Source organism: Pseudoalteromonas sp. OF5H-5 (assembly GCF_021530695.1).
Taxonomy (GTDB): Bacteria; Pseudomonadota; Gammaproteobacteria; order Enterobacterales; family Alteromonadaceae; genus Pseudoalteromonas.
The window spans coordinates 35,232-60,852 of sequence record NZ_JAKGBF010000023.1 but is presented as its reverse complement, the minus strand read 5'-3'; the positions used below and the strand labels follow the sequence as shown (position 1 = coordinate 60,852).

Genomic DNA, 25,621 nt, shown 5'->3' with positions numbered 1-25,621 from the left:
GGCTCTGTTCATTAAACTGCTTAAATTGTGCCTCTACATTTTTAATATTGGCGTCTAACTTTTGCATTTCTTCATAAACGTCTCTGAGGAGTAGATTTAAAGCTCCATGTAAATTACGGTTGAGCAGATCAGCAATGGTTGCACGAAAAGACTTTAAGCTCTTCTTGATGACGATGCCAAATTCAAGTAACAAACCACATGTTTGGTTGATGCAGGCGGTTCGATTATGTATGAGCCGTTCCCGATAGCGATGTAGTGCTAGGATTGCTTGCTGATGCTCTGTTTTTACAGGAACAAAGCGAATGTTAGGTCGAAGGCTCGCTTCATAAATCGCCATACAATCATTTTTATCGTTTTTATTGCCACGGACAAAAGGGGTAACATGTTGCGCAGGGATAAGCTGAACTTGGTGCCCAGCTTGTAAGCAGTACCGCCCCCAATAATGAGACGTTGAGCATGATTCCATAACAACATTACAAGCAGGTAATTGGGTCAATGTTTGCAAGAGCTTTGCTCTATCTAACCTTCTGGAAAAACATTTATTACCTTGCTTATCAAACGATAAAAGTTGGAATACATTTTTTGCTAGATCAATTGAAAGCGTGCTAACGTTATTCATGATGGACTCTCCTAATAACTGTGTTTGCAACTATCAGTTTGGCGCATTGACGCCGATTTGGGAGCGTCCATCTCATCACCCACGACAAACTTGAACCGTTATGTGCTGTATCTTTGAGGTGGGTGTCTTAATCTTCTTTCTTAATCTTCTTTGGTCTACTATCGTTCTTTACTTTTTAGCGTGCTTGCACCCGATACCGAACCTTATTGCTCGTTCCAACATTATTCGTTAATTGTAATATGCCTTTTGTTATACCAGTTGGTATAGTAAATGTAAGACTAGATGGTGTATGAGTTGAAGGAACAAGTGTTTTATTTCCCATTATGATGCGGGTTTTATCATCAAACCCCACTCCCTTAAGCTCATATTGCTCACCTTCTTGAACTTTGATTGAGGCATATCCAAATATTAACGGTGAACCCGCTTTGTATGGGCTTAATCGCACTTCATTAGAACGCTTATTTCGAGTGTAAATAAATGCCTTATATTTGCGAAATGGTAGATTGAGCTCAAAGATTAGCTCTGAGTTAGTGTGCGATGTTGGCGCGATATTATAAATTTCTTCACCGTTATAGATAACCACTTTTGGATTCTCCAGCCCGGCAAAGTCATCACCAGTAAATACAACACTATCGCCGATACGATAAATTCGAGGTAATGAATAGCCATTGTAGTAGCCGGCTTGAGAGGATATTTGTACACTTGGTGAGTCGCTTAATCTAAAGCCTCGTACTCGCTCATACGGCTCAGCGTCATAAATATCTAACACTTTGTCGCCATCATTATCTAGATCGATAAAATCCTCAACCCCGTCTTTGTCAGAGTCTTCAGGCCACCCTTTCGCGTTGAGTTTTTCGTCGGCATCCGCTATGCCATCATTATCAGAATCAAGATCCAAAAAGTTTAATTTATCATCTTGATCTGCATTTCCTGAGCCTTCGCGCTCATCACTAATGCCGTCGCCATCACTGTCTAAGTCTAATAAGTTAATTACCCCGTTATTGTCCTCATCGAGTGTAGCGCCTTGCTTTACATAATACTCATAGAAGTCATGGATAGAGTCTCTATCGGTATCAATACGAGTTGGTTCAACACCAATTGCATATTCTGCATGATCATCAATACCGTCGGTGTCCTTATCTTTAAATACGTAAATTTCATAGGAATAGTCCGGCGCGCCACCCGAAAAATCATCAATGACGCTCAAATTGAATTTTCCGTCATGGGGTATTTTAGTCAGGATATGCGCCATTTTGAGTGCGCTATGGGTATGGATCTGCGATGAGTTGATCACAAAACCACCTTGCTCGGAAAAATACACTTTAGGCTTAAAATTATCGGAGCTATAGGTAATGCGAGCTGAGATATAGTCGCCCTTGTTTGCACTAAATTGGTACAAATCACCATTATCACCCGCATTTGAAATAACCCCTTTTACTTTAAACGGAAGTTGATGCGCAACTTTTACCGCATTGCTGGGGTTATCATTAGGTTCAATCTCGACAATTTCGGGATAACGAGCGCGTTGACTGTCAAATGGAAACTCATCATGCTCGTCTAACACACCATCACCATCTTCATCTTTGTTTTGCCAAGTTCCCTTAGTTGGGTCAAGCGAGCTATTATGTGGAGTTGCAAACACAATTGTACTAACCAGTGCAAGTGCCAATAAAATGCATCGTGATGTCATAAACAATCCTTATTAATGTTGTTTTTTTATTAAAGTCTTTCAAATTTTTCACCCTGCGACCCGCTTCATACTTGTACTCTTTCACTAATTATTTTGAATACATTACACTGGGTGTCTTCGTTTTTTGCTTGTTACTTTCAGCACTCAACCTCCACCACGCTCTACGCTAAAACTGACTTTTGCACCACCGCTTGAGTTATTGCCTAGTTTGAGTTGTCCACCGTGGTTTTCAATAATAATGCGAGAGAGCATAAGGCCTATGCCGTTGCCATCAGCTTTGGTGGTGTAAAATGCTTCAGCAGCTTCGTTTAGGTTGGAAAAACCGGGGCCTGTATCTGTGACCGTAAACGCTAACTTGTCTGCATCGGGGGTGATGTTGAGTGTGACTTCTGGCGAAGGTGTGCACGCTTCTTCGGCATTGTTAATAAGATGGCAAAGCACCTGTTTGATTTGACTCGTATCAAAAAAACCGAGCAGGTCCGCTGTGCTTTCTACCTTTAGCTGAGGGTAGATACTTTGTAGCTGAGTGCAAAACTCACTGAGTGCAACAATCTGCTTATGCGCAGGAGGTAATTTGGCAAGTGAGGCATAGTTGCCCATAAAAGATTTAAGGTAATTGGCGCGCTCGTTGATGAGTGACAGCCCACTAGTAAACCTTTCTAAATCTAACTCACGGTCTAGGCGCTTGGTTAGGCTGCGAGCTATCGTACCAATCGGCGCTATGGTGTTATTGATCTCGTGACTTAAAATACGGACAAACCGCTGTAAGGCGTCTTTTTCTTGTTGATATAAAATACTATCGAGCTGTTTTAAAACCAGTAGAGTGTGAGGTTTATTGGCAATGTAGCAGCTGTCGTGTTCAAGCAAAAAAGCATGCTCGGTACCGTCAAGCATCACCGAAACCTTTCCTTGTTTTTGCTGAGCTTGTAATGACTGAAACCAGCGCCAAGCATCGTCTTTGTAACAGTCAAAAAAGGTGCGCTCAGCGTAGCTGTTGGCAAATGCAACGCTTTGTTTGTCAAACACGATAAGTGCACAATCAAGCTTTTCAATGATTTGCTTTAGCAGGTCGCTTTGCTCTGCCAGCGCTCGCTGATCGGCTTGCATGGTTTGTGCAAGCGCGTTTAAGTGTTCCACCGTTGAATATAATTGTGCGTCTTTGCCATGTGCTGCTCTTAGGGCATAATCGCCTTGGCGAAGCGATATCAACAAGGTATCAATGAGATTAATAGTGTTTTGTCTTGTAGAGCTATATTTATAAGTGAGCAGTGCAAAACACAGCGCAAATACCAAATCTAGCAACATAACGAGTGCAACCGGGTAATTGTGCACAAGGAGCAGAACGTTAGCAATAACGAGTAGTAATGCACTTAACAACCAGTGTCCAAATCGATAAAACAAGCTTGCTTATCTCCTACTCATATTTATCCATTTTGCGATACCACGCACTGCGCGATAGTCCCAAGCTCTTCGCCGCTTTAGATACATTACCACCGTGAAATTCCAGTCTTTTAAAGAGTGCTTGCTCAATAATTTCATCCAGCGTTAAATCGTGATTTTCTGATGTGCTCACAGTAGCAGTATTCACCGATTGCAACGCTGAGTGCGGTGTGGGACTGAGCGCCAAATCGCTGGCAAATACTCGGGCGTTTGAACATGTAAATACCACGCGCTCCATCATATGTTTAAGCTCTCTTACATTGCCAGGAAAGTCATAAGCACTCAGTGCTTTAGCAGCACAAGGCATAATGATTGGTGGTGGTTTTTTGTAATCTTGACTAAAGCGCATTAAAAAACGCTCTGCTAATGGCAAGATATCCTCTGGGCACGCTCTTAAAGGCGGTATTTCTACTTCTATAGTATTTAATCGATAATATAAATCTTGGCGAAACTGGTTATTGGCAATCGCTTCATTGAGTTGGCAGTTGGTGGCAGAAATTATTCTCGCAGTATTATCCAAAACTTTGTGACTGCCAACCGCCGCGTACTTCCGCTCTTCTAGCACTTGAAGCAACTTTGCTTGAGATTGCAAAGATAAATTGGCAATTTCATCTAAAAACAACGAGCCATTACTTGCGAGTGTAAATGCACCCACTCGATCTGCTTTCGCATCAGTAAATGCCCCCTTTTTATGGCCAAATAACTCAGAGTTAAATAGCTCGTCGCTCACTGCCCCCATATTAATCGAAATAAAACTGCCACCAGCACGACTTGAATGCTCGTGTACATACTGTGCGTAATAGCTCTTTCCTGTGCCATTTTCACCGGTCAGCAAGATGTTCATATCGCTTTGTGCCAACTGGGTGAGCTGTGTCAGCACACGCTGTTTTTTCTCACTTTGCGTAACAAAGTTGATCGTTTGTTGGGGCTGTTTAAGGCGTTCGTTTTCAGCAGATAGCCGCGCTAAATGTTGTCTGTCAGCTCGCTTCTCGATTTGTACTTTGATGCTATGAGCAAGGCGCTCATCATCCCATGGCTTTTCAATGAAATCGGCCGCTCCTTGCTTTAGGGCAGTAACGGCAAGGTCTAATGTCGCCCAACCAGTCATCACCACAATGGGTAAAAGCGGATCTATTTGAATGAGCTTAGCAATCGCCGCCAACCCTTCTTTGCCACTGGTGGTGTCATGGGTAAAGTTCATATCCAATAGCACCAAGTCCACTTCCTGTGTACTGACATAATCAAATGCTGCGTCTGGTGTCACCACACCATGGCAAGCATAGCCTTCATCCTCAAGTAAAAACTTCAGACTCGCCTGAATATCAAGCGAGTCGTCTACTATTAACACCTTTTTCAAATTATTATTCCATTCTTAAGCTAACCGCAGGTTGGACTTTTATGCTGCGTTTCACCGGGATATAAAGCGCAAGGCATACCGCAACAAATACCAGTAGCAAAGTAATGCTACCCGAACCAAACATAACACTAAACGGCACAATACCACGGAAAAAGTCTACAGCAAGATAACACAAGATATAGAAAATTAATGCAGAAATAGTCAGCCCTGTAACGGTATGGGTTAGATTTTTCTTGATAAATAACAACATGATCTGGCGATCTTTGGAGCCAAGCGCACGGCGGATGCCTATTTCATAGCTAGATTTATTAATATTACTAAGGCCCATGGCATAAATGCCGATTAAAGAAAGCGTTAAGGCAAATCCACCCACAATCAAAAACACATAAATGATGCTAGTGAATGCCCCCATCATAGAGCGATGGTTGTCGTAGTGATCCAAAACATAGCTAGTTTCGAGCTTACTTGAAAGCCTACCTAACACACGATAGAACGCTTCGTAACTTTGGCTTGGCGGCAGTTCAGTGACGAATTTAACCGCCATAGCGTTATCCTTTGGCGCATATTGACGAAAACTAAAATAGACCTCATGACGACGTTCACTGGCGACAACGCTCATTTCATCCACTGCTATGCCAATTATTTTAGCACTTGGCCATTTTGCATCACGTAACATCAGTGAGCGCCCCAATACTTCCTCACTGCCAAACAAAGCCTTTGCGAGAGACTGACTAATGATCACCACGGGTGCCGCTTCTGTGTTGTCTTGTGCGGTAAAGTTTCTGCCGCTTTGCAGTTCGCGCTTGAAAAGATGAGTTACAGCTTCAATATTTATGATTTTATCGGTGTAGACTTCGCCTTCGCTTGTTTGCACATCAAGTTCAATCTCACGCTGATACACGCGCCCTTCTTTAAAAGCAGGATCCAGTGTCATACCCACAACCAACGCGCTTGCCATTTCGACCGCTTTATCACTCGAAAATTCGTTTTCAGCTTGAAATTGCAGCTCAGTGGAATGCACCCCTTTGAGAGTCTCTCCGTCGATGTTTCCCGCCATAGAGTACATCACATAACCTATGGTGCTCGACGCCATCAGCATAAAGCTCACTAAAGTCACCTGCAAAGACAATAGCCGTTTTGACATCAATCCAGCCTGTTTGCCGGTTGCACCTCGCGTGCCGTCTCGCAGTACATCATTGATGTTAAAGTTAGCGGTTTTCACCGCAGGTAACAGCACAGCAATAGCAAATACAAAGCTTATCAACAACAATGACACCAAGATAGTGATGGTATTTAATTGCCAATACCACCAGTACGGCATTTTGCCACCAATCATCATATTAATAACAAAGTTCAGTGCCCGCAAACCGAGATCCGTTAGTAATAGCGCCACTACCCAACTGCTAAAGCAGTAAATAAAGCCCTCACAAGCATGCTGCTGAACAACTCTTAATTTTTTCGCACCAATCGCGGCGCGAATAGCCGATTCTTTTTGTCTCTCGATTATTTTGGCAAAGAGTAAGTTACTAATGTTGATTGAGGAAATAAGCAAAATAAGTACGATACCTATCATAAATAGGGTAAATACAAATATCGCCTCACCATCAGTGTTGTATTCTACTAAAGTCATTGATTCAACTCGAACTGTTTTATCCACCTCGAGCTCTGACTGACTAGCGCGTTGCTTTGCATAGTCAGTGAAGAATAAACTTAAGCGTTGCTCCAGCTTTGACTCTACCACCTCGTTTGGCATCTTATAAATAATATCAATAGCATCAGCAGGTGCTGCGTTATTACCTTTAAGCGGTAGCCAGAGTTTAGAAAATATCGGGAAGTTATTACGTTTGGGCATCACGCCGATTATCTCGTAGGGCTTTTGATCAACGATCATCGTACGCCCAATAACATCTTCGCTACCTTGGAATAAATGCGACCATAGATAGTCTGAAATCACGACTACATCTTGAGCTGAGCCCACAAAGTCCTCAGCGGTATAAAATCGCCCGAGCTCAGGCTTAATATCCATAAACTGGAAAAAGCGTTCATCAACATAGGAGCCTCGATAATGATTTCCTCGCTCAGCGTCACTTACCCAAACACTCACAGGTGCAATATAAAGCCACTCCTCAAGTTGCTTAACTTCATCAAGTTCTCGTAGTTGTGGCAGCATGCTATATTCAAATCGATTTTGCGTGCTGATAGGGTTGCGAACCTTGAAGATCCTGATTTCAGAGCTGCCATTCCCTACTTGGCTATGTGAGAATGCCACGGTATAAATATAATTAAAGCCAATCAATGATATGGTCAAACTACCAACCATAATAAACATCATCAATAACGTAAATCGCATTGATTTTGCGATGTTTCTCAGCGCATAGCGAAAATCTAAAAGTAATCCCATACTAAGCTCCAACGACTTTACTTACACGGTCAAGCTGCTTTTTATCTCGTAAAATATTGCCATCAAGCATTGAGATCACCCGGCTGGCGTAGGTCGTTGATTCAATATCATGCGTTACCATACATATCGTTTTGCCAGCTGCATGAAGCTCGCTCAACAACCCTAGCACTTGCTGGGCATTGTTTGAGTCTAAGTTACCAGTCGGCTCATCGGCGAGAATGAGGTCGGGGCTGTTAATCAACGCTCTTGCAACTGCGGCCCGCTGTTGCTGACCACCTGAAAGTTGAGAGGGAAAATGATTTACTCGGTTTTCTAACCCCACCATCGCCAGTGCATCTTTGGCTTTTTGCTCCATTTCTTTTTGGCTAATGCCGCCGATATAAGTCAGCGGTAACATGACATTTTCAAGTACATTTAAATCACTGATAAGATTAAATGCCTGAAAAATAAAGCCTATATGGTTAGCGCGAATATGAGCACGCTCGTCTGAGCTCAAATTAAATGCTTGGTTACCGCTGATAAAATACTCGCCGTTACTTGGCTCATCAATCAGGCCCAAAATTGACAGTAACGTAGACTTGCCGCACCCCGAAGGTCCCGTGATAGCCACAAACTCGCCGGGCTCTACCACGAGATTAATACCGTCTAGTGCTTGAGTTGCAATTTCATCCGTCTGAAACCGCTTTTTGATGTTATTAAGTTGAATGACTGAGTTCATAATAGTGTCCTGTTAACGCACTAGCACTTGGCTATCTTGAGTATACTTTTCCATATCGGAAATAATGATAGTTTGATTTTTATTAAGGCCTTCAAGCACTTCGATGTAGTTTACCGAACGCTGACCAAATTTAACCGTTTTTTTCGTCGCGAGATGTTTATTTACAACAAACACGCTCGCTTGATTATTTGCAATGGCATTGGCCGGTATTGCGACGAATATAGCCTCAGGTTTATAGCTCGTTACAATAACCCCTTCAATGTTGAGTTTATCTCTGGCTTCTCTTGGCAAAGCGTCTTCAATGCTCAGCTCCACTTCAACTTGGCTATTGGTGACTTTTGGGGAAACACGTTTTACGATGGCGTTAAAACGCGAAGTGTAAGTATCGATTGTAGCCGACTGCCCAACTTGTACATGCGGCGCATCTAGTTCCGCGATGTTTATCTTAGCAACCAGCAAACGCGGATCTGCCACCTCTGCAACTGAACTGGTATTAGACAATTGCATGCCCACTTCAATCAGCACATCCTGAATTTGTCCAGTGATTGGCGAGCGCACATCAAGCGCTGCGATATTCTCTTCAAGTAGCTTAATTTCGGATCGTAGGCTTGCTTGCTCAGCCAGCTGCGCTTTGGCTTTTGCCCGCTGTACTTGTTGCTGAGTGGCAACCCTAGCTTGCTGTAACTCCACTTGCTTTTGACTACGCTGCATTGCAAACTCGCTGCGTTGATGATCAAGCATAGAGATAGTGCTATTGCCCTTTTCTATTAAGGTTTTTTGCGCCTGCCACTGAATTTTGTCTGCTTTATAACCCAACAAAGCATCATGATGTGCGGTGTGGGCCTCTTGCACTTTGGCCTTTAACTCTGCAAGTTCGGCCTCATGTTGTGCTGAAATTTTGGTAAGTTGGCTATGTTTTTGAATGAGCGCTTCGCGCAGTGATGGGTTTTCAAGCCGAGCAAGTAGCGTACCTTGAGTGACCATTTCACCCGGTTTAACCAGCACTTCAACTACTTTGCCGCCACTACTACTAGTAACCAAATGGCGTTTCTCCAATGCAAGACTACCAAGTCCCTTAACACTGAGTTCAAACTCGCCCTGTTGGACTGTAGCAACGATTAACTCTTCTTGGAAAACCACGTTTGATGCACTTTGGGTATACGCTTTGGCAAAAAACACCAAACCGACCACAAGTAGCACAATTACAAGCAATGCGAGCTTCTTAATCGGCATGCGCTTTGTTTTCGCCAGTTTTATATCCATACTTTGTACTCCACTTTGAGAATACAGTTGATGAATCAAATTTCAGGCCAAACTTTTTCTAATTATAAATCAATGCCATAGAACTAAATTAAGATAATACCCGATAAAACATGTCTCGAAAATGAGACACGAATACAGTAATGACTGTGCCAAAAGCGAGACAAAAGCTGAGCTATTTTTGCTTTGTCATTATAGAGAGGTCAATTCCTATTATATTTCTGAGCATGTTGCTGTTTGCGCCTCGTACAACGCGCTAAGACTTTGAGCTTTTCATCTTCGCTGTAACTTGTCCAGCTGGTGATTTCGTCCAACGTTCTAAAGCAACCTAAGCACACATCTTTATCATCCAAACAACACTTTCTGATGCAAGGAGATTGGACCAAATTACAACTTGAGTGTGACATCGCAGCTCCTTTAAATAGATTTACTCAAAATAACTTGCCGGAAAACAAGACTCTCTCTTTTTGCCTTTAAAATGATGGCAGACCTCTCCCGTTTCGATATTAACTAAAAAGGAATGGTCAATATCCTTAAAGTAAAACCAAATGAACTCCATGTCTTCTTCTAAGAAGTGTTGTTCAAAAGTGGGCTCATCAAAATGCGCCGCTAGCGCATCAATATCTGTTATTTCATCGTAGCTAGCGGCATAAATAGTTAGGCTCATGAACGTGGCTAAAACAAAAAATACCTTAACTAGGCCAATATGCATCTTGTTACCTTTAGTCATTTTATTGGACGAAATACATCATCTTCATCAATCAATATACAAACTGGGTGGGGCTATCCCCACCACATACGCACGACCTGTTGCGCGTCGTTTAACTCAATATTAAGTCGCTGAGGTTGATGATCTTGGGTAAGCATATCTCCAGATCGATACACCCTAACCACTTTTCCAACGATTGTTTGTAGGGATTTTGAATAATCAATATCTTGCACCATTTAACCCTTATTTATGCTGGATGTTTAAAGCCAACGACGCACTCTCCTTTGATAGCGTAAATAGGCATCTCCAAAAGTTTGTTCCATCATTTTTTCTTCAAATCGAATGTACCATCTGTCGGCAATAAGTAAAAAAGCAGTCACAAACAAAAATGACACGAGTGCACCACCGATTAATACGGCATAGCCTAGTAATGCAATGACAAAACCTAGGTACATGGGATTGCGGGTATATTGAAATACCCCAGCCTCCACTAATTTATCAGGCTTATTGAAAGTCATAATATCGGTTTCTTCCCTCGCGAATATCATGCTGCCCGACTTGGCCAGTGCAAACCCCAAAGCAATCGGTATTAACCCTAACAGATTGAAAGGGTAATAAATAAAATGTGGTGCAGCAGTCAACCAACACACCACAGGCATCAATATGACAAATAAAAACAGTAAAATAGGAGGCAGTAGCTTTTTCATGATGTTATTCCTTACCTTTAGAACAATAATTAGAGATAAGGTAATGCGAATTTTGTTGCTATGCCTTAACCTATGTTAAGCCAAGTTCTTTTCTAATTCTCGACAGCGATACATCCGTGATCCCAAGGTACATTGCGATATGGCGCAAAGCAACCGAGCGGCTTAATGCTTGATTTTCTGTGATAAAGCGTAAGTACCTTTCCTTTGCACTTAACTGGAGTAACGCCGCTTCGCGTTTCTCTTTTTTAAGCACTAACTGTTCATAAATTTTGCGCACAAACCGTCCCCAGTTGAGGTTTTGCTCAGATACAGTGACTAAGTCAGCATAGCGAATTTCGGCAATAACACAGTCTGTTAGCGTTTGCGTTGAAAATGGACTCGGCTGTTCTTCTAGATAACAAGATAAACAAGAGAATGCCCCGCCCTTCTGTAGCAGAGATTTGTTCCGTTCATTACCCTTTTCATCTAGGTAGAAATAACGTCCATAACCATCTAATAAGAAATAAACACTCGAGATTTTCTCACCTTGTTCGAATAGCATCGTATCGGCTGTGATATGACCGATTTTTATATACGGAGCCATAAGAAGCCAATCCTCAAGTGAGAAGTCCACCAACCGCCCATATACAGCTAACCATTTTTGATAATTTTCGTTACTTGATTTAGACATTAGTGTAAGTGCTTTTCGAATATTAACAGGATTTTATTGTCGTAAGGTATCGTATCGAACTGCTGATATCCAAGCTTTTGGTATATGTGCTGCGCTCGCGTATTATCTGCAAAAACATCTAGCCAAACTCGCGTTGTACGCAACTCCTCTAACACGTATTTTTCCATCTGATTTATCGCTTCTTGCCCTATTCCCAATCCCTTTTTAGCAACCACAATCCGGCAAAATTCAACACTTTTCAGTTCTGGTTCAACGGCTAAAATTATAAAGCCAACTATTTCACTATCTGAGTGGATTGTTAAATAGTGTATGTTGGGCTCAGAAAATAACTGCTGATGAACAAGCAGCGAATTGCTCAAGATAAATTCCTTATAATCATCCGCATTCTCCATTTTGCTCAAAGCTGGAAGTTGTGTAAAAAACCCCTTGAACTAATGTGAGCATCTCATTCGCTTTTATAGTTAAGTAAGAGCTTTGAATTAAGTTCATTAATGAAAAGGCTATCCTGTAACCTCGATTCTTGCTCGATCAGCCACGCTTCAAAAACTTCTAATGTAGCTGACTGATAAAGTTGCGATAGCCAATCTTGGAGTGATATATCACAAGCCTCACATAAAGCTTGCTGACATAACCAAATATTTTCAGGCATTGCCACATTCTTACCATACTTGATGAGCTGAGAATGCTGAAAAGCACTTTTTATTCCGACAAGGCCAAGCTTCCCCTGTTCATCTATTGGTGCAAGGTGATTATCTTGCACAAAACGCGGCGATGCTGGGAAGTTGAACACAAACTCAGGAGATTCATAATTGGTGTACTCATATTTAACAATAGCGCCAGCAGATAAATTTGTCGCCTCACATGGAATAGTAAAAGGAATATTGAGGCTGCATTCATTTTCACCAAGGACATAATGGCCATAGACTATAATATCCGTTTGCAACTTAAAGCCATCTCCAGGCTGGTGGCTATCCGGGATAATCAACTCCCCACGTAATAACGTATCGTCACCACGGCTGAGCTTCTGTACCGAAGACTTCTGTAAGTTAAAAAATTCTCCAACGTGTATTTGCTCCCCTTTTCTATTTAACATTGCCGACAACGCGATAGACTCAGGGATCAAAATACCGTCTTCTTTTAGGTAGGGAAATAAGTGCTTGAAGATCCAAACTTGTGGCTCTCTTTTTAGTAATGCTGTCATCGTTTCTGAAATCACGATATCAAAGCTACATTTTTCTTCATCCTGCCATTTTAACGCATCACAACAAACCAAGCGTTCGATACGGTGCTCTACATCAAAAGCATCAATTAACTTTTTTACCGCAGCTATATTTTCTGGATGTATGTCAATCAGGGTTGCCCTAACAGGAAGGTTGGGATGTAGTGCTAACAATGGAAGCAGCAACGTGGCGTAAGGACCAGTGCCTGCGTATAAAATATGAACTTCAGATAACCCTTCTCGCTGTTTATCTTCGATAGCCGCTTTTACACCTTGCATAAAAATCAAACTGCGCAGCAGTTCTTGAGAGCATTTAGCTGCCTGAACAGGAGAAATAGCAACACCATATTCAGTATGAACACTACTCCAATCATTAATATCAAACTGAGTATCAACTCCACTCAGTTTACCAAAGAATTTGATAAACTCGTCAAACAAAGTTGTCAGTTCAGGAGACTCCTTATTTGCAGCGAAAATTCCTGTTAAACACCTGCTTTTAAAGCTATTTAGATCCATATGCTTTCCCTTGATATAAAACGCTGTTGTATTAAGTACTTATTCTTATTAAAGTATCATTTAAAGATAGAGTGTATATATTTGCAATAAAAACCTTAAATCAACTCACCGTGATCGGTTTTCTAGTTTGAATCAACAATATAAAAGTAGCGCTTAATTCATCATTTCGACAGCACCTACACCAGATCCAACATCAAAACCTTCAAGTGACTCACTATCTTGGATACTACTAGCTGCACCACTGGCGCTGCTACGTAGAAGAAAATAACACCCTACTTTTTTGTAATTAAGTAATGAATTGGCGAGCATTGTGCTCGCCATTTTTGTTTACTCTCATCTCATTCATTGTTTCGGATCAAGTTGTTTCTGGTTATAGCTGCTAAGCTACCATCGACTCAATCAAGGAGCAAAAAGATGAAAGCAGCGTTAGTGCACCAATTTAAACAACCGTTAGAAATTCAAGAAATTGAGAAACCGCAACTTACACAAGGATCGGTCATCGTTGAAATAGCCGCCTGTGGTGTTTGTCACACCGACTTACACGCCTGTCATGGTGACTGGCCAGTTAAGCCTAAATTACCACTAGTGCCTGGTCACGAAGGTGTGGGTACCGTTATCGCAAAAGCTGACGATGTTAAACACCTAGCCGTTGGTGATAGAGTCGGTGTACCTTGGCTTCATAGCGCCTGCGGTCATTGTGAACACTGCCTAAAAGGCGACGAAAACTTATGTCCAGAGCAGTTAAATAGCGGCTATTCCGTCGACGGCGGTTACGCACAGTACTGTAAAGCCGATGCCAACTACGTGGTAAAAATCCCCGAAGGCTTGTCATTTGTCGATGCCGCTCCTCTATTCTGCGCGGGCGTCACCACCTATAAAGCACTAAAAGTATCGAAAGCTAAACCCGGTGAATGGGTTGCCATTATTGGTGTAGGAGGCCTTGGTCACTTAGCAGTGCAATACGCCAAAGCAATGGGGCTGAATGTAGTTGCAGTTGACACTGGCGAATCAAAGTTAGCACTAGCAAAAGAGCTTGGCGCCGATTTATGTATCGACTTTAAGCAGAGCGATCCCGCAGAGTTGATGCAAAATAAGCTAGGAGGAGTCCAAGCCGTAGTTTGTACCGCGGTCTCAAAGCCTGCCTTTACGACATCATTTAACAGCGTGAAGCGAGGCGGTACTTGCGTGCTCGTTGGCTTACCACCAGAGGAAATGCCTATTCCTATATTTGATACCGTTCTTAAAGGTATCAGTGTTGTTGGCAGCATCGTTGGTACCCGTCAAGATCTCACTGAATGCTTGCAGTTTGCCGCTGAGGGCAAGGTAAAGGCCATTATTGAAACCAAGCCACTTGAGCAAATCAACGATATATTTGACGATATGCTCAATAGCGACATTAACGGCAGGATCGTACTTACTTTCGACTAGACCCATCGAGCAGCCAAATACTTGATAGCCATTTGGCTGCTTTCTCACTTCGGCAAAGTGACAAAAGCCTAGAACGACCAACCAGAACGAGGGATGACAACGGCCAGAGAACAAATTGTTATTCCGAGCTTAGGTTAACTATACTTTGTGTATTCGAGTCTTAACAACGTTGAATACATGGCAGCCAGTCAAAGCAACATACTTCACCCAAGTCAGTCGTTTAGCTTTAAGTACTTCTACCATATATCAGCGCTCTCCATGCTGCTTTTTTTTCTTTCTGTGGTGTTCACATTTTTAGCATTCGTCAATAAAGAAGCGCAAGAGCAAGAAATAGAAAGAAATTTTAATCTTGTTCGTTTATCCCAAGAGTTAAGACTCAGCTCAGATCAACTCACCATGATGGCGCGGGCTTATGCCGCCACAGGCAACCCTAAGTTTAAGCAATTTTTTGATGAGATCTTAACGATCCGTAACGGCACTTCTCCTCGCCCTAAGCATTTGCATCGCGTTTATTGGGACATGTTGCTGGTCAAAGAGGGTCAGGCGCCATTTGAAAAAGAAGCACCAAAAGCGCTGCTGACATTATTATTAGAAAACGGAGTTTCTACGGATGAATTAACTATGTTGCGAAATGCAGAGGATAAAAGTGAAGCACTCGTGTCACTTGAGCGTGAAGCCTTTGAATTAGTGGTAGCAGGGAAAAATCAACAGGCCCTCAAGATTTTGTACAGCGAGGCTTACCTCCAAAGTAAAGTACATATAATGACGCACATCAATGCCTTTTTAGAACGCAGAGAGCAGGATTTCAGCTCACTCCTTGCAAGCAGCAATAAAAAGGTAAAATCCTATTATGGTGCCGCATTTGTTTGCTTTATCTTGCTATTACTTAGCCTCATCGCGTTGTACAACTCTCGTTCGGCCATCCGTAAAAGTATTATTGATTACCTAAATACGGAGGTAAAAAGCCAAACTGAAGAGTTAATAGAAAAAAACAAAGCACTTAATCACGCGATCAGTGAACTCAGTGAGACTCAAAAACGCCTGATAAACGCCGAAAAGTCAGCAACGCTGGTGCGATTGATCCCAGGACTTGCCCATGAGATTAACACGCCGATTGGCGTCGCCATGACCGCTTCCAGTAACCAACTATTGCTTGTTGAAGGGGTAAGACAAAGGGTAAATAAAAATGAAATAGCTAAGTCTGCTTTATTGCATTCGATAGAAAATATCGAAAGCTGTGCCAAGCTCGTCGTCAATAGTACCGAGCGGATAACCGGTATTATCGACAAGCTCAAAATCATCACCAATACTGGATTTGAAGGAGAAGTAAAGCCAGTTTACTTACAACCGCTTATCGCACACTGTGTGAGTGAGCTTGCCAATCAACACCCACATATTGATATTACTTTAGATATTCCCGAAGCACTTGCTATCACCGCCCCAGAGAGATTGTTACAGCAGATTTTCCAACCTGTAATAGAAAATGCGTTTTACCACGCCTTTGCTGATAACTCAGTGCAAAGCCCATGTGTGATTATATCGGCTCAAGCCTCAAAACTTGGATATACGATTAAAGTCACGGACAATGGCGGCGGTATTCCACATGAAATCAAAGATAAAGTATTTGATCCTTTTGTTGTCGGTAATCGCACACAAAAAGGCCTGGGCTTAGGGCTAAGTGTTGCGCTCGCTATTGTCACTCAGTATTTTAATGGCGTAATTGAGTGTGAAACAGAATCTAATTCCGGAACATGCATCATTATCAAGTTGCCGAGCTAGTCGCGCTAACGGACCCAGCCGATACTTTGATTTACTTTCCATAAATGCACACTTTAAGCTTCATTATTATTGTGGCAATGCTTTGTAAATAGAATACAGAGGAACAACGCACTGCCACTCTTCCTGAGAAATAGAGTACACAGCTTGGTTGAAGCACTCGTTCCGATAAACACCTGCACGACGTAATATGCCATCAAAACACGCACCAAGTTGCTCAACCAACCGGCGTACTAAATCATTACGCTCGTCGACTCTAAATTCAACCAAAGCGAAACCTAGCGTATTCAAATACTCTGTCACGAATAAACAAAACACCTTGTCGAACAGAGTATCGTGGATAAACCAACTCTCTTCTACCAGCACTTTTTTGGCCGCTGAGTCATCGACTGTAATTAAGATCATGCCAAGCATTTCGCGCGTTTGAGTTTGCCGCACACAAATACAGTGCTTTGATTTATCTTCAGCTGCTTGTAAAAAAGGTACTAGCACTCTTTGTTGTCGTAACTTTAATAACTCTTCGGCATCGTACTCTTCACCATATCTAAGCGAAAACAGACGCTCCAACCGTTGATATTCACCCGCTCTTAACGTTCTCAAAGCAAATGCCGAGTCCGAAAATTCAACACGGATGTCACTTATGGGGACGTTGTTTTCATCTGGTGGGGCGATCATTGGCTTTTCTGAGTGACGGTTGCATAACTCAGATTATTACATCTATTCAAGTCTAAAAGCTATGCCTGTGACTTCCCATCAACCTCAAACGACAAATAGCCCGTAAAGAACGAGCACAACCAAAGTCAACGCAAAACCAATTCGGATCCGTTTAAGTACGGTCTCATCATTCAGTGTTTTAAAAATCACACCACCTAATACCAGCCACATTGTGTCGACCACTATCGCCACCACGTAGCACACGCTAGCGGCAAGTAGCGTAGCAACTAGGTTTGAGCTTGCCGGCACCGAAGTCGTCGCAAAAATAGCGATACAAGCCGCGTAGGCTTTGGGGTTGAGGAGGTTAAGAATAAACCCATCTTTAAAGCTCGGTAGCTGCGTACCTGCATTGCCAAGCGCAGCGTTGTTTGCTGCAATTTTGTAGGCAACATAAATTAAGTAGGCGGCTGCAAGCCATTTGAGTACAAGCGCCACTTGGGGATGACTCACCAGTAACCCTGCAATTCCAGTGGCTGCAAAGATCACCGCAACAAGCAATCCTGCCAAAATACCTGCTAAGAACGGGAAACCTTTTTTAACACCTTGACTCGCCCCCGTTGCAGCCAGCGCAAGTGGCGCAGGACCGGGTGAACCAAGTAACACCGCGGTTGTGATTGCCACAGAAAGTAAAGCTTCAAACATCATATCGTCCTTATGAATTTCAAGTCTGCATGGTGGAAATCAAAGAAGAAGCCGAATGACAGGCACACCTTAACGACCAAGCAACAACTCGGGAGTTTTCTTATGTAGAGAATAAGGCTCTTGGGAACAGAGCCTTTAATTTAGTATGGAGCTACGCCTCTGGAACGCGAACTCGGCCTTCCATTAGCACGCGAGCGCTGCGGCTCATGACGGCTTTTTTAGCTTGCCAACGACCAGACTCTTGCAGTGCTTCAGCGCCAACCTTTAAGGTGCCTGACGGATGTCCAAAGGTCACGGAGTTAAGATCACCACCACCAGCGGCTTCGTTAACTAGGGTGCCAGGAATTGCCGCCGCGGTTGCTATCGCCACAGCGGCAGTTCCCATCATCGCATGGTGCAACTTACCCATAGATAAGGCGCGAACGTTTAAGTCGATGGTATTGGCTGCCACCGCTTTACCGCTCGACGCAGCATAAGATTTAGCAGGTGCAACGAAGGCAATTTTTGGGGTATGTTGGCGAACTTTCGCTTCGTCAATATGACCTATTAAACCCATTTTAACTGCGCCATAAGCACGGAACTTTTCAAATCGCTCTAGTGCAGCTGGGTCTCCATTAATTGCTTCTTGTAACTCTGTACCTTCATAACCTAAATCAGAAGCTCGGAAGAAAAGCGTTGGGATCCCGGCACTTATCATGGTCACTTCAAAGGTGCCTTCATCAGGCACAGTTAACGTATCGACGAGATTGCCCGACGGAAACATATCAACATCTGGGTCGCTTGGATCCATAAACTCAACCACCACTTCTGCTGCTGGGAAAGTTACGCCATCCAGTTCAAAGTCGCCCGTCTCTTGCACTTCTCCATTGCTGATTGGAACATGCGCCACTATGGTTTTGCTAATATTCGCCTGCCAGATTTTAACGACAGCAACACCGTTCTCTGGCACTTTATTCGCGTCGACTAAGCCATTGCTGATTGCAAACGCCCCCACCGCAGCCGTTAAATTGCCACAGTTTCCGCTCCAATCAATAAATGGTTTGTCGATAGCAACCTGACCAAAAAGATAATTCACGTCATGGTCGGCTTTGTCGCTTTTACTTAAGATCACGGTTTTGCTGGTACTGGAAGTTGCACCGCCCATGCCATCGGTATGTTTACCATAGGGATCTGGGCTGCCAATCACACGTAGCAGCAAGTTATCTCGCGCTTCACCAGGTTGCTGCGCGTACTCGGGTAAATCTGTTAAATTAAAGAACACCCCTTTAGAGGTGCCGCCACGCATATAAGTGGCGGGAATTTTAATTTGCGGCTTAAATTGACTCATGGTTATACGCCTTCCGCTTCGAGGAAGTCTTGAGCAAAGCGTTGTAACACGCCACCTGCAGAGTAAATAGATACTTCTTCAAAGGTATCTAATCGACAAGTCACAGGCACCTCTACACGCTCACCACTTTGACGGTTAATTACGAGAGTTAATGTAGCACCTGGTGCCGGTTCCCCCTCAACGTCATAGGTTTCTGTACCATCAAGTTCAAGCGTTTTACGGGTAGTGCCCGCTTTAAACTCAAGCGGTAGTACACCCATACCGATTAAGTTAGTACGGTGAATACGCTCAAACCCTTCTGCTGCGATAACTTCAACTCCAGCCAAACGCACACCTTTTGCAGCCCAGTCACGAGACGAGCCTTGGCCATAATCTGCGCCAGCAACGATGATCAGCGGCTGTTTACGCTCCATGTAGGTTTCGATGGCTTCCCACATTCTGGTGACTTTGCCTTCAGGCTCAACACGCGCCAGTGAACCTTGTACTACTTCACCGTTTTCTACCACCATTTCGTTTAACAGTTTGGGGTTGGCGAATGTCGCACGCTGCGCCGTTAAGTGATCACCTCGATGTGTCGCGTATGAGTTGAAATCTTCCTCTGGTAAGCCCATTTTGGCCAGATATTCACCCGCCGCACTGCTTGCTAAAATCGCATTCGATGGCGATAAATGGTCAGTCGTGATGTTGTCACCTAAAATCGCTAATGGACGCATACCTTTCATGGTACGCTCGCTCGCGAGTGCCCCTTCCCAATAAGGAGGGCGACGAATATAGGTACTCGTTGGACGCCACTGATAAAGTGGGTCGTTGTCTTCACCATAGTCTACCGTGAGGTCAAACATTGGCTCATAAACGGCGCGGAACTGCTCTGGTTTTACGCTTTCTTTGATCACCGCATCGATTTCTTCATCGCTTGGCCAGATATCTTTAAGCGTGACCGGATTGCCCTCTTGGTCACGACCTAAGACACCATTTTCAATATCAAAGCGCACGGTGCCTGCAATTGCATAAGCCACAACCAACGGTGGTGAAGCTAAGAAGGCTTGTTTTGCGTAAGGGTGAATTCGACCGTCAAAGTTACGGTTACCCGATAACACTGCCGTTGAGTATAAATCACGGTCAATCACTTCTTGTTGAATTTTCGGATCAAGTGCACCACTCATGCCATTACAAGTCGTACAAGCAAAGGCAACAACACCAAAACCAAGCTGCTCAAGCTCAGGTAGGAGCTTGGCCTCTTCCATATAAGAACGTACCGCTTTTGACCCCGGTGCAAAAGACGTTTTCACCCAAGGTTTACGAGCAAGGCCTAATTTATTGGCATTACGTGCCAGCAGGCCTGCGGCAACTACGTTACGTGGGTTACTGGTATTAGTACAGCTGGTGATAGCAGCGATGATCACGGCACCATCTGGCATCAAACCATCTTTTGGCGCTTCAATCTCTTTAACGATACCTTGATTAGCAAGGTCGTTAGTTGCAACGCGGCGATGCGGATTTGAAGGACCTGCAATATTACGCGTCACCGTCGACAAATCGAACTTAAGTACACGCTCGTACTGTACGTTTTGTAAAGAATCAGCCCAAAGTCCTGTCAGCTTAGCGTATTTTTCCACCAGCTTTATTTGCTCGTCATCACGGCCTGTGAGCTTCAAATAATCAATGGTTTGTTCATCGATGTAGAACATGGCCGCGGTTGCACCATACTCTGGTGTCATGTTTGAAATTGTCGCACGGTCACCTAAATTAAGATCTTGCGTACCTTCACCAAAGAATTCTAAGTAGCTAGAAACGACGCGCTCTTTACGCAAAAACTCAGTGATCGCCAGTACGATATCCGTTGCGGTGATCCCCGGTTGACGTTTGCCAATGATTTCAACCCCAACAATATCCGGCAATCGCATGTATGAAGCACGGCCAAGCATCACGCTTTCTGCTTCAAGGCCACCCACACCAACGGCAATAACACCGAGTGCATCAACGTGTGGCGTGTGGCTGTCGGTGCCAACAAGCGTGTCAGGGAAGGCAACACCGTCGCGCGCTTGAATAACTGGCGACATTTTTTCCAAATTGATTTGGTGCAAAATACCGTTGCCTGGCGGGATCACATCAACGTTTTTAAATGCCGTTTTGGTCCAGTTGATAAAATGAAAACGGTCGTCATTTCGACGGTCTTCAATCGCGCGGTTTTTCTCAAATGCATCTTCTTCATAACCGGCGTGCTCTACAGCCAAGCTGTGATCCACAATCAGTTGAGTCGGTACGACTGGATTGACTTTAGCCGGATCGCCGCCTTTTTCAGCGATAGCATCACGCAAACCCGCAAGGTCGACTAGCGCAGTTTGACCCAAAATATCATGGCAAACCACGCGAGCAGGAAACCACGGAAAGTCCAAATCGCGACGACGCTCGATAATTTGTTCAAGATAATCATTGAGTTTTTCAGGCTCAGCGCGGCGTACTAAGTTTTCAGCAAGGACGCGTGAGGTATAAGGTAAAGTCTCGTAGCTACCTGGTTTGATGGCTTCTACCGCTTCTTTTGTATCGTAATAGCAAAGCTCAGAATCAGGTAAACGTTTACGGAATTGAGTATTCATAACAACTTCCAACAATCGGTGACGGAGAACAGGCGGCCATGGCGACCGCCAGAATAGATTCGAACAGTGTTCGATTAACGCTCAGAAATGGCAGGAACTGGACGTAGCTCCTCGCCGGTGTATTCCGCCGATGGACGAATGATACGGTTATCTGCGCGCTGCTCCATAACGTGTGCAGCCCAACCTGTTAAGCGTGACATAACAAAGATTGGTGTGAACAATTTAGTCGGGATCTTCATGAAGTTATAAGCTGATGCATGGAAGAAATCGGCATTACAGAATAGTTTTTTCTCGCGCCACATGACTTCTTCACAGCGCACAGATACAGGGTAAAGTACCGTATCACCCACATCTGCTGCTAGCTTCTCAGACCAACGTTTTATGATTTCGTTACGAGGGTCACATTCTGAATAGATAGCGTGACCAAAGCCCATGATCTTTTCTTTACGCTCAAGCATACCCATCATTTCTTGCTCTGCGTGATCCGCAGATTCAAAGCGCTCAATCATTTCCATTGCCGCTTCGTTTGCGCCACCGTGAAGCGGGCCACGTAGAGAGCCGATCGCACCAGTAATACAAGAATGCATATCAGAAAGCGTTGAGGCACAAACACGCGCTGTAAAGGTCGACGCGTTAAACTCGTGCTCTGCATAAAGGATAAGTGATACGTGCATCACACGCTCATGTAGCTCACTTGGTTTTTCGCCGTGCAATAAGTGTAAGAAGTGTGCACCGATTGAGTCGTCATCCGTCTCCACATCGATACGAACGCCATCATGGCTAAAGCGATACCAGTAACAAATAATGCTTGGGAAGCTTGCTAGCATGCGATCGGTTACTTTACCTTGCTCATCAAAGCTTGCTTCACCTTCAAGGTTGCCAAGCATTGAACAACCCGTACGTAATACGTCCATTGGGTGTGCGTCAGCAGGAATACGTTCTAATACTTCTTTTAATGCCTGCGGCAAACCGCGCATTGCTTTTAGCTCGCTTTTATAAGCGTCTAGTTCAGCTTGATTTGGTAAATTACCTTTAAGGATAAGGTGAGCCACCTCTTCAAACTGACAATTTTCAGCTAGATCCTTTACATCGTAGCCACGATAAGTCAAACCTGAGCCCGACTTACCTACCGTTGATAGTGCTGTTTTTCCTGCTACTTGACCACGAAGGCCCGCGCCACTTAGTACTTTAGCCATATTATTGTCTCCTGAATTTTTTACCTGCTGGGTATTGATATTTTGTGCTGCTGAGCAACCCTCAACAGCTTTAATTTTTACTTATTTTTACCTTCGGCGAATAATGCATCGAGCTTTTGCTCATAATCGTGATAGCCAAGGTAATCATACAAATCCATTCGGGTTTGCATGGTATCGAGTACCGCTTTCTGGTCCCCATTTTCTAAAATAGACTGATACACCAGCTCCGCCGCTTTGTTCATCGCTCTGAACGCACTCAATGGGTATAGCACCATATCTACGCCCCACTCACCCAGCTCAGCTTTGTTCCAAAGTTCTGTCTTACCAAACTCAGTGATATTCGCTAGGATGGGCACATCAAGTGCTTCGCTGAATGCGCGATAGTGTTCTTCAGTTTGTACCGCTTCTGCAAAAATGCCATCAGCGCCTGCTGCAACATAAGCTTTTGCACGTTCAATTGCCGCTTCTAGCCCTTCTTGTGCAAACGAATCTGTTCTTGCCATAATGAAAAAGTCAGGATCGGTGCGCGCATCAACTGCTGCTTTAATACGGTCAACCATTTCTTCTGTCGACACGATTTCTTTATTTGGACGGTGACCACAACGCTTTTGCGCTACTTGATCTTCCATATGTACCGCAGCTGCACCTGCTTTTTCCATATCTCGGATGGTTTTTGCAATATTGAATGCGCCGCCCCATCCAGTATCAATGTCGACCATTAAAGGTAGATCACAAGCCGAGGTAATGCGACTTACATCTGCAATTACATCATTTAGAGATGTCATTCCTAAGTCAGGTAAACCATAAGATGCATTAGCGACGCCACCACCAGAAAGATAGATAGCTTGATGGCCGATTTTCTTTGCCATCATAGCGCTATATGCGTTGATAGTGCCGACGATTTGAAGCGGTTTATTGGCTTTTAATGCTTCACGAAATTTTTTTCCTGCGCTCATGATGATGTTCTCTCTTAAAAGTGTGATTGATTGCTTGCTAACTTGGTTGCGATATTATTTTTAGAATATTGAATATGTCGACGCATCAGTATTTCTGCCAGTTCTGGGTCGCGATTACTGATTGCACGGACGATATGTTTATGCTCGTCAAATGCCGTAGTGACGCGGGGGCCGGCCATCCCTAACTGCACGCGATACATACGTACCAAGTGGTACAGTCCATTGACTAGCATTGAGATAAGGCTCGCATTTTTACTGCCAAGAATAATGCGGTAATGAAAATCGAGATCGCCCGCTTCTTGATAATAAGAATGTTGGTTTTTGACTTCATCGAATTGACTCGACAACAAACCTTCTAAGTCTTGAATTTCACTGTCAGTCATGTTTTGTGCTGCAAGCCTTGCCGCCATCCCTTCTAGTGCTTCACGGATCTGATAAAGCTCCATTAACCCTTCCGGTGTGAGAGTAACAACCCGCGCCCCTACATTGGCTTTACGTTCAACTAAGTGACATGACTCCAAGCGATTAATTGCCTCGCGAACAACCGCTCTGCTGACCTCATACTTTGTCGACAATTCCATTTCGCTGAGCTTAGAACCTGCCGCTATTTCCCCTTCTACAATTTCCTTACGCATACGAAAGAATGCTTTATCAGAAGAAGTAACCGCTTGCTCGTCAAAAAAGCTCATCATTAGTTAGCCAGTCTTAGTAATTTAAGTTGTAGACAATATAGTGCTGGTTGACGCGCACGTCAACCAACCAGACTATAAATTGTCGACAATTTATAATATAAGTAGTATTCACCATATTTATAGCTTGCGACAACTAATCAGTCTGGTGTATTTATCTCGATACGGTATCAGGAAAGGATTAATTGCATCGCTTAAAAATCATGCATATTATGAAGATACCTTTACTTTAGCCTGAAGATTACGATGCGGTGTTTTCAAATAGTAATACTTTCCCTGCTGCTAATAAGCGGCTTAGCGCAGGCGAAGATCTATACCGTACTGGTCTATCACGGTGCTAATCCTCCTTACTATTTTGAAGAACAGGGAAAACCCAAAGGTATTTTTGTCGACATTTTTCAAGAGTTGGCAAAACTGACTTCATACCAATTTGAGTTTATGCCGCTCTCTGTCGCCAGAGGACAGCGCTATTTCGACCAAGGAAAAATAGATATTGAACCTGGGATCAATAAAGTATGGCGGGCCGAAGCAGACGTTCCGGGGATTTACAGCATCGACTATGCCTTCTCAACCGAAGTACTGCTTGGGTATCAATCTCGCTGTGTAGGCAAGCATAGGCCTGAGCAGTTTTACGGCGCATTGGTCGGCAAAGTAAGAGGATATCGTTACGATAATTTTGAAGCGCACTTGGGCGAAGACAAGATCGTAGTTTATGAAAATGTATCGGAGAAAGAACTGCTCGCACAGCTTGAACATGAGCGTTTAGACTACATCATGATTGGCTCGGTGACAGCAGACTACTATATTTCACAACAACCAAAGTATCGCAAATTTCAGTCTTGCTATGAAATAAGCCGATTACCCGTACATATGCGCTTGCAGCCTCATCTAACTGAGCTACAAACGGAAATAAATATCGCCTTGCGACGAATTGTTAATGACGGAAAAATAAAATCCATCTATGCTAAATATAGATTAACGCGTTAACGT

The 25,621-nt window shown here is 43.6% G+C and carries 25 protein-coding genes; 3 read left to right on the top strand and 22 right to left on the bottom strand.

Annotated features, from left to right (window positions below):
* The 15 genes from L1271_RS22415 to L1271_RS22345 all read right to left on the bottom strand — a co-directional run.
* Positions 1-619 (bottom strand): IS110 family transposase (locus tag L1271_RS22415; protein ID WP_235368843.1); only part of this gene is annotated, 619 nt, incomplete at its 3' end.
* 175 nt (positions 620-794) lie between these two features.
* Positions 795-2,309, bottom strand: coding sequence for an MSCRAMM family adhesin SdrC (locus L1271_RS22410; protein WP_235368842.1), 1,515 nt, complete (start codon positions 2,307-2,309; stop codon positions 795-797).
* Positions 2,310-2,453: 144 nt separating this feature from the next.
* Complete coding sequence (locus L1271_RS22405; RefSeq protein ID WP_235368841.1) at positions 2,454-3,710, bottom strand: sensor histidine kinase; 1,257 nt, start codon at positions 3,708-3,710, stop codon at positions 2,454-2,456.
* A 13-nt stretch (positions 3,711-3,723) separates the two neighbouring features.
* Positions 3,724-5,106: a sigma-54-dependent transcriptional regulator gene (locus L1271_RS22400; RefSeq protein WP_235368840.1), complete on the bottom strand. Its 1,383-nt coding sequence runs from the start codon at positions 5,104-5,106 to the stop codon at positions 3,724-3,726.
* 4 nt (positions 5,107-5,110) lie between these two features.
* Positions 5,111-7,507 carry an ABC transporter permease gene (locus L1271_RS22395; RefSeq protein WP_235368839.1) on the bottom strand — a complete coding sequence of 799 codons (2,397 nt, stop codon included), beginning with the start codon at positions 7,505-7,507 and terminating at the stop codon, positions 5,111-5,113.
* 1 nt (position 7,508) lies between these two features.
* On the bottom strand, positions 7,509-8,225 hold the full coding sequence (locus L1271_RS22390) for an ABC transporter ATP-binding protein (protein WP_010603799.1): 717 nt from the start codon (positions 8,223-8,225) through the stop codon (positions 7,509-7,511).
* A gap of 12 nt (positions 8,226-8,237) precedes the next feature.
* Complete coding sequence (locus L1271_RS22385) at positions 8,238-9,488, bottom strand: efflux RND transporter periplasmic adaptor subunit (RefSeq protein ID WP_235368838.1); 1,251 nt, start codon at positions 9,486-9,488, stop codon at positions 8,238-8,240.
* A 200-nt stretch (positions 9,489-9,688) separates the two neighbouring features.
* Positions 9,689-9,892 (bottom strand): DUF1289 domain-containing protein, encoded by a 204-nt coding sequence (locus L1271_RS22380; RefSeq protein ID WP_227388092.1) that lies wholly within the window; start codon positions 9,890-9,892, stop codon positions 9,689-9,691.
* Positions 9,893-9,912: 20 nt separating this feature from the next.
* Positions 9,913-10,197, bottom strand: a complete 285-nt coding sequence (locus tag L1271_RS22375) for a hypothetical protein (RefSeq protein ID WP_102058346.1) — start codon at positions 10,195-10,197, stop codon at positions 9,913-9,915.
* 71 nt (positions 10,198-10,268) lie between these two features.
* On the bottom strand, positions 10,269-10,430 hold the full coding sequence (locus L1271_RS22370) for an I78 family peptidase inhibitor (RefSeq protein ID WP_235368837.1): 162 nt from the start codon (positions 10,428-10,430) through the stop codon (positions 10,269-10,271).
* 24 nt (positions 10,431-10,454) lie between these two features.
* Complete coding sequence (locus L1271_RS22365) at positions 10,455-10,901, bottom strand: methyltransferase family protein (RefSeq protein ID WP_102058345.1); 447 nt, start codon at positions 10,899-10,901, stop codon at positions 10,455-10,457.
* A gap of 70 nt (positions 10,902-10,971) precedes the next feature.
* Positions 10,972-11,571: a Crp/Fnr family transcriptional regulator gene (locus tag L1271_RS22360; protein WP_102058344.1), complete on the bottom strand. Its 600-nt coding sequence runs from the start codon at positions 11,569-11,571 to the stop codon at positions 10,972-10,974.
* The gene (locus tag L1271_RS22355; protein ID WP_233525264.1) at positions 11,571-11,930 is read right to left on the bottom strand and encodes a GNAT family N-acetyltransferase; all 360 of its coding nucleotides are present in this window, start codon (positions 11,928-11,930) and stop codon (positions 11,571-11,573) included. The genes L1271_RS22360 and L1271_RS22355 overlap by 1 nt, the downstream gene beginning before the upstream one ends.
* 86 nt (positions 11,931-12,016) lie before the next feature.
* The gene (locus L1271_RS22350) at positions 12,017-13,306 is read right to left on the bottom strand and encodes a class I SAM-dependent methyltransferase (RefSeq protein WP_235368836.1); all 1,290 of its coding nucleotides are present in this window, start codon (positions 13,304-13,306) and stop codon (positions 12,017-12,019) included.
* A gap of 153 nt (positions 13,307-13,459) precedes the next feature.
* The gene (locus tag L1271_RS22345) at positions 13,460-13,627 is read right to left on the bottom strand and encodes a hypothetical protein (RefSeq protein WP_235368835.1); all 168 of its coding nucleotides are present in this window, start codon (positions 13,625-13,627) and stop codon (positions 13,460-13,462) included.
* A 93-nt stretch (positions 13,628-13,720) separates the two neighbouring features.
* Between L1271_RS22345 and adhP the strand changes: the two genes are divergently transcribed.
* On the top strand, positions 13,721-14,734 hold the full coding sequence (adhP, locus tag L1271_RS22340) for an alcohol dehydrogenase AdhP (RefSeq protein ID WP_102058341.1): 1,014 nt from the start codon (positions 13,721-13,723) through the stop codon (positions 14,732-14,734).
* Between the two features lie 177 nt (positions 14,735-14,911).
* The gene (locus tag L1271_RS22335; protein ID WP_235368834.1) at positions 14,912-16,513 is read left to right on the top strand and encodes a sensor histidine kinase; all 1,602 of its coding nucleotides are present in this window, start codon (positions 14,912-14,914) and stop codon (positions 16,511-16,513) included.
* A gap of 66 nt (positions 16,514-16,579) precedes the next feature.
* Here the strand turns inward: L1271_RS22335 and L1271_RS22330 are convergent, their stop codons facing one another.
* From L1271_RS22330 to L1271_RS22300, 7 genes are all read right to left on the bottom strand, one after another.
* On the bottom strand, positions 16,580-17,185 hold the full coding sequence (locus L1271_RS22330) for a GNAT family N-acetyltransferase (protein ID WP_010603808.1): 606 nt from the start codon (positions 17,183-17,185) through the stop codon (positions 16,580-16,582).
* An 84-nt stretch (positions 17,186-17,269) separates the two neighbouring features.
* Positions 17,270-17,869 (bottom strand): LysE family translocator, encoded by a 600-nt coding sequence (locus tag L1271_RS22325; protein WP_233525263.1) that lies wholly within the window; start codon positions 17,867-17,869, stop codon positions 17,270-17,272.
* A 148-nt stretch (positions 17,870-18,017) separates the two neighbouring features.
* Complete coding sequence (prpF, locus tag L1271_RS22320; RefSeq protein WP_235368833.1) at positions 18,018-19,193, bottom strand: 2-methylaconitate cis-trans isomerase PrpF; 1,176 nt, start codon at positions 19,191-19,193, stop codon at positions 18,018-18,020.
* Between the two features lie 2 nt (positions 19,194-19,195).
* Entirely contained in the window at positions 19,196-21,790 is a 2,595-nt protein-coding gene (gene acnD, locus L1271_RS22315) for a Fe/S-dependent 2-methylisocitrate dehydratase AcnD (protein ID WP_039496387.1), read from the bottom strand.
* Between the two features lie 74 nt (positions 21,791-21,864).
* Entirely contained in the window at positions 21,865-22,986 is a 1,122-nt protein-coding gene (gene prpC / locus L1271_RS22310; RefSeq protein ID WP_017217742.1) for a bifunctional 2-methylcitrate synthase/citrate synthase, read from the bottom strand.
* 77 nt (positions 22,987-23,063) lie between these two features.
* On the bottom strand, positions 23,064-23,942 hold the full coding sequence (gene prpB / locus L1271_RS22305) for a methylisocitrate lyase (RefSeq protein WP_010603812.1): 879 nt from the start codon (positions 23,940-23,942) through the stop codon (positions 23,064-23,066).
* 14 nt (positions 23,943-23,956) lie between these two features.
* Positions 23,957-24,631 (bottom strand): GntR family transcriptional regulator, encoded by a 675-nt coding sequence (locus L1271_RS22300; protein ID WP_193554574.1) that lies wholly within the window; start codon positions 24,629-24,631, stop codon positions 23,957-23,959.
* Positions 24,632-24,877: 246 nt separating this feature from the next.
* Between L1271_RS22300 and L1271_RS22295 the strand changes: the two genes are divergently transcribed.
* Positions 24,878-25,618 (top strand): substrate-binding periplasmic protein, encoded by a 741-nt coding sequence (locus L1271_RS22295; protein WP_235368832.1) that lies wholly within the window; start codon positions 24,878-24,880, stop codon positions 25,616-25,618.
* Positions 25,619-25,621 lie beyond the last annotated feature (3 nt).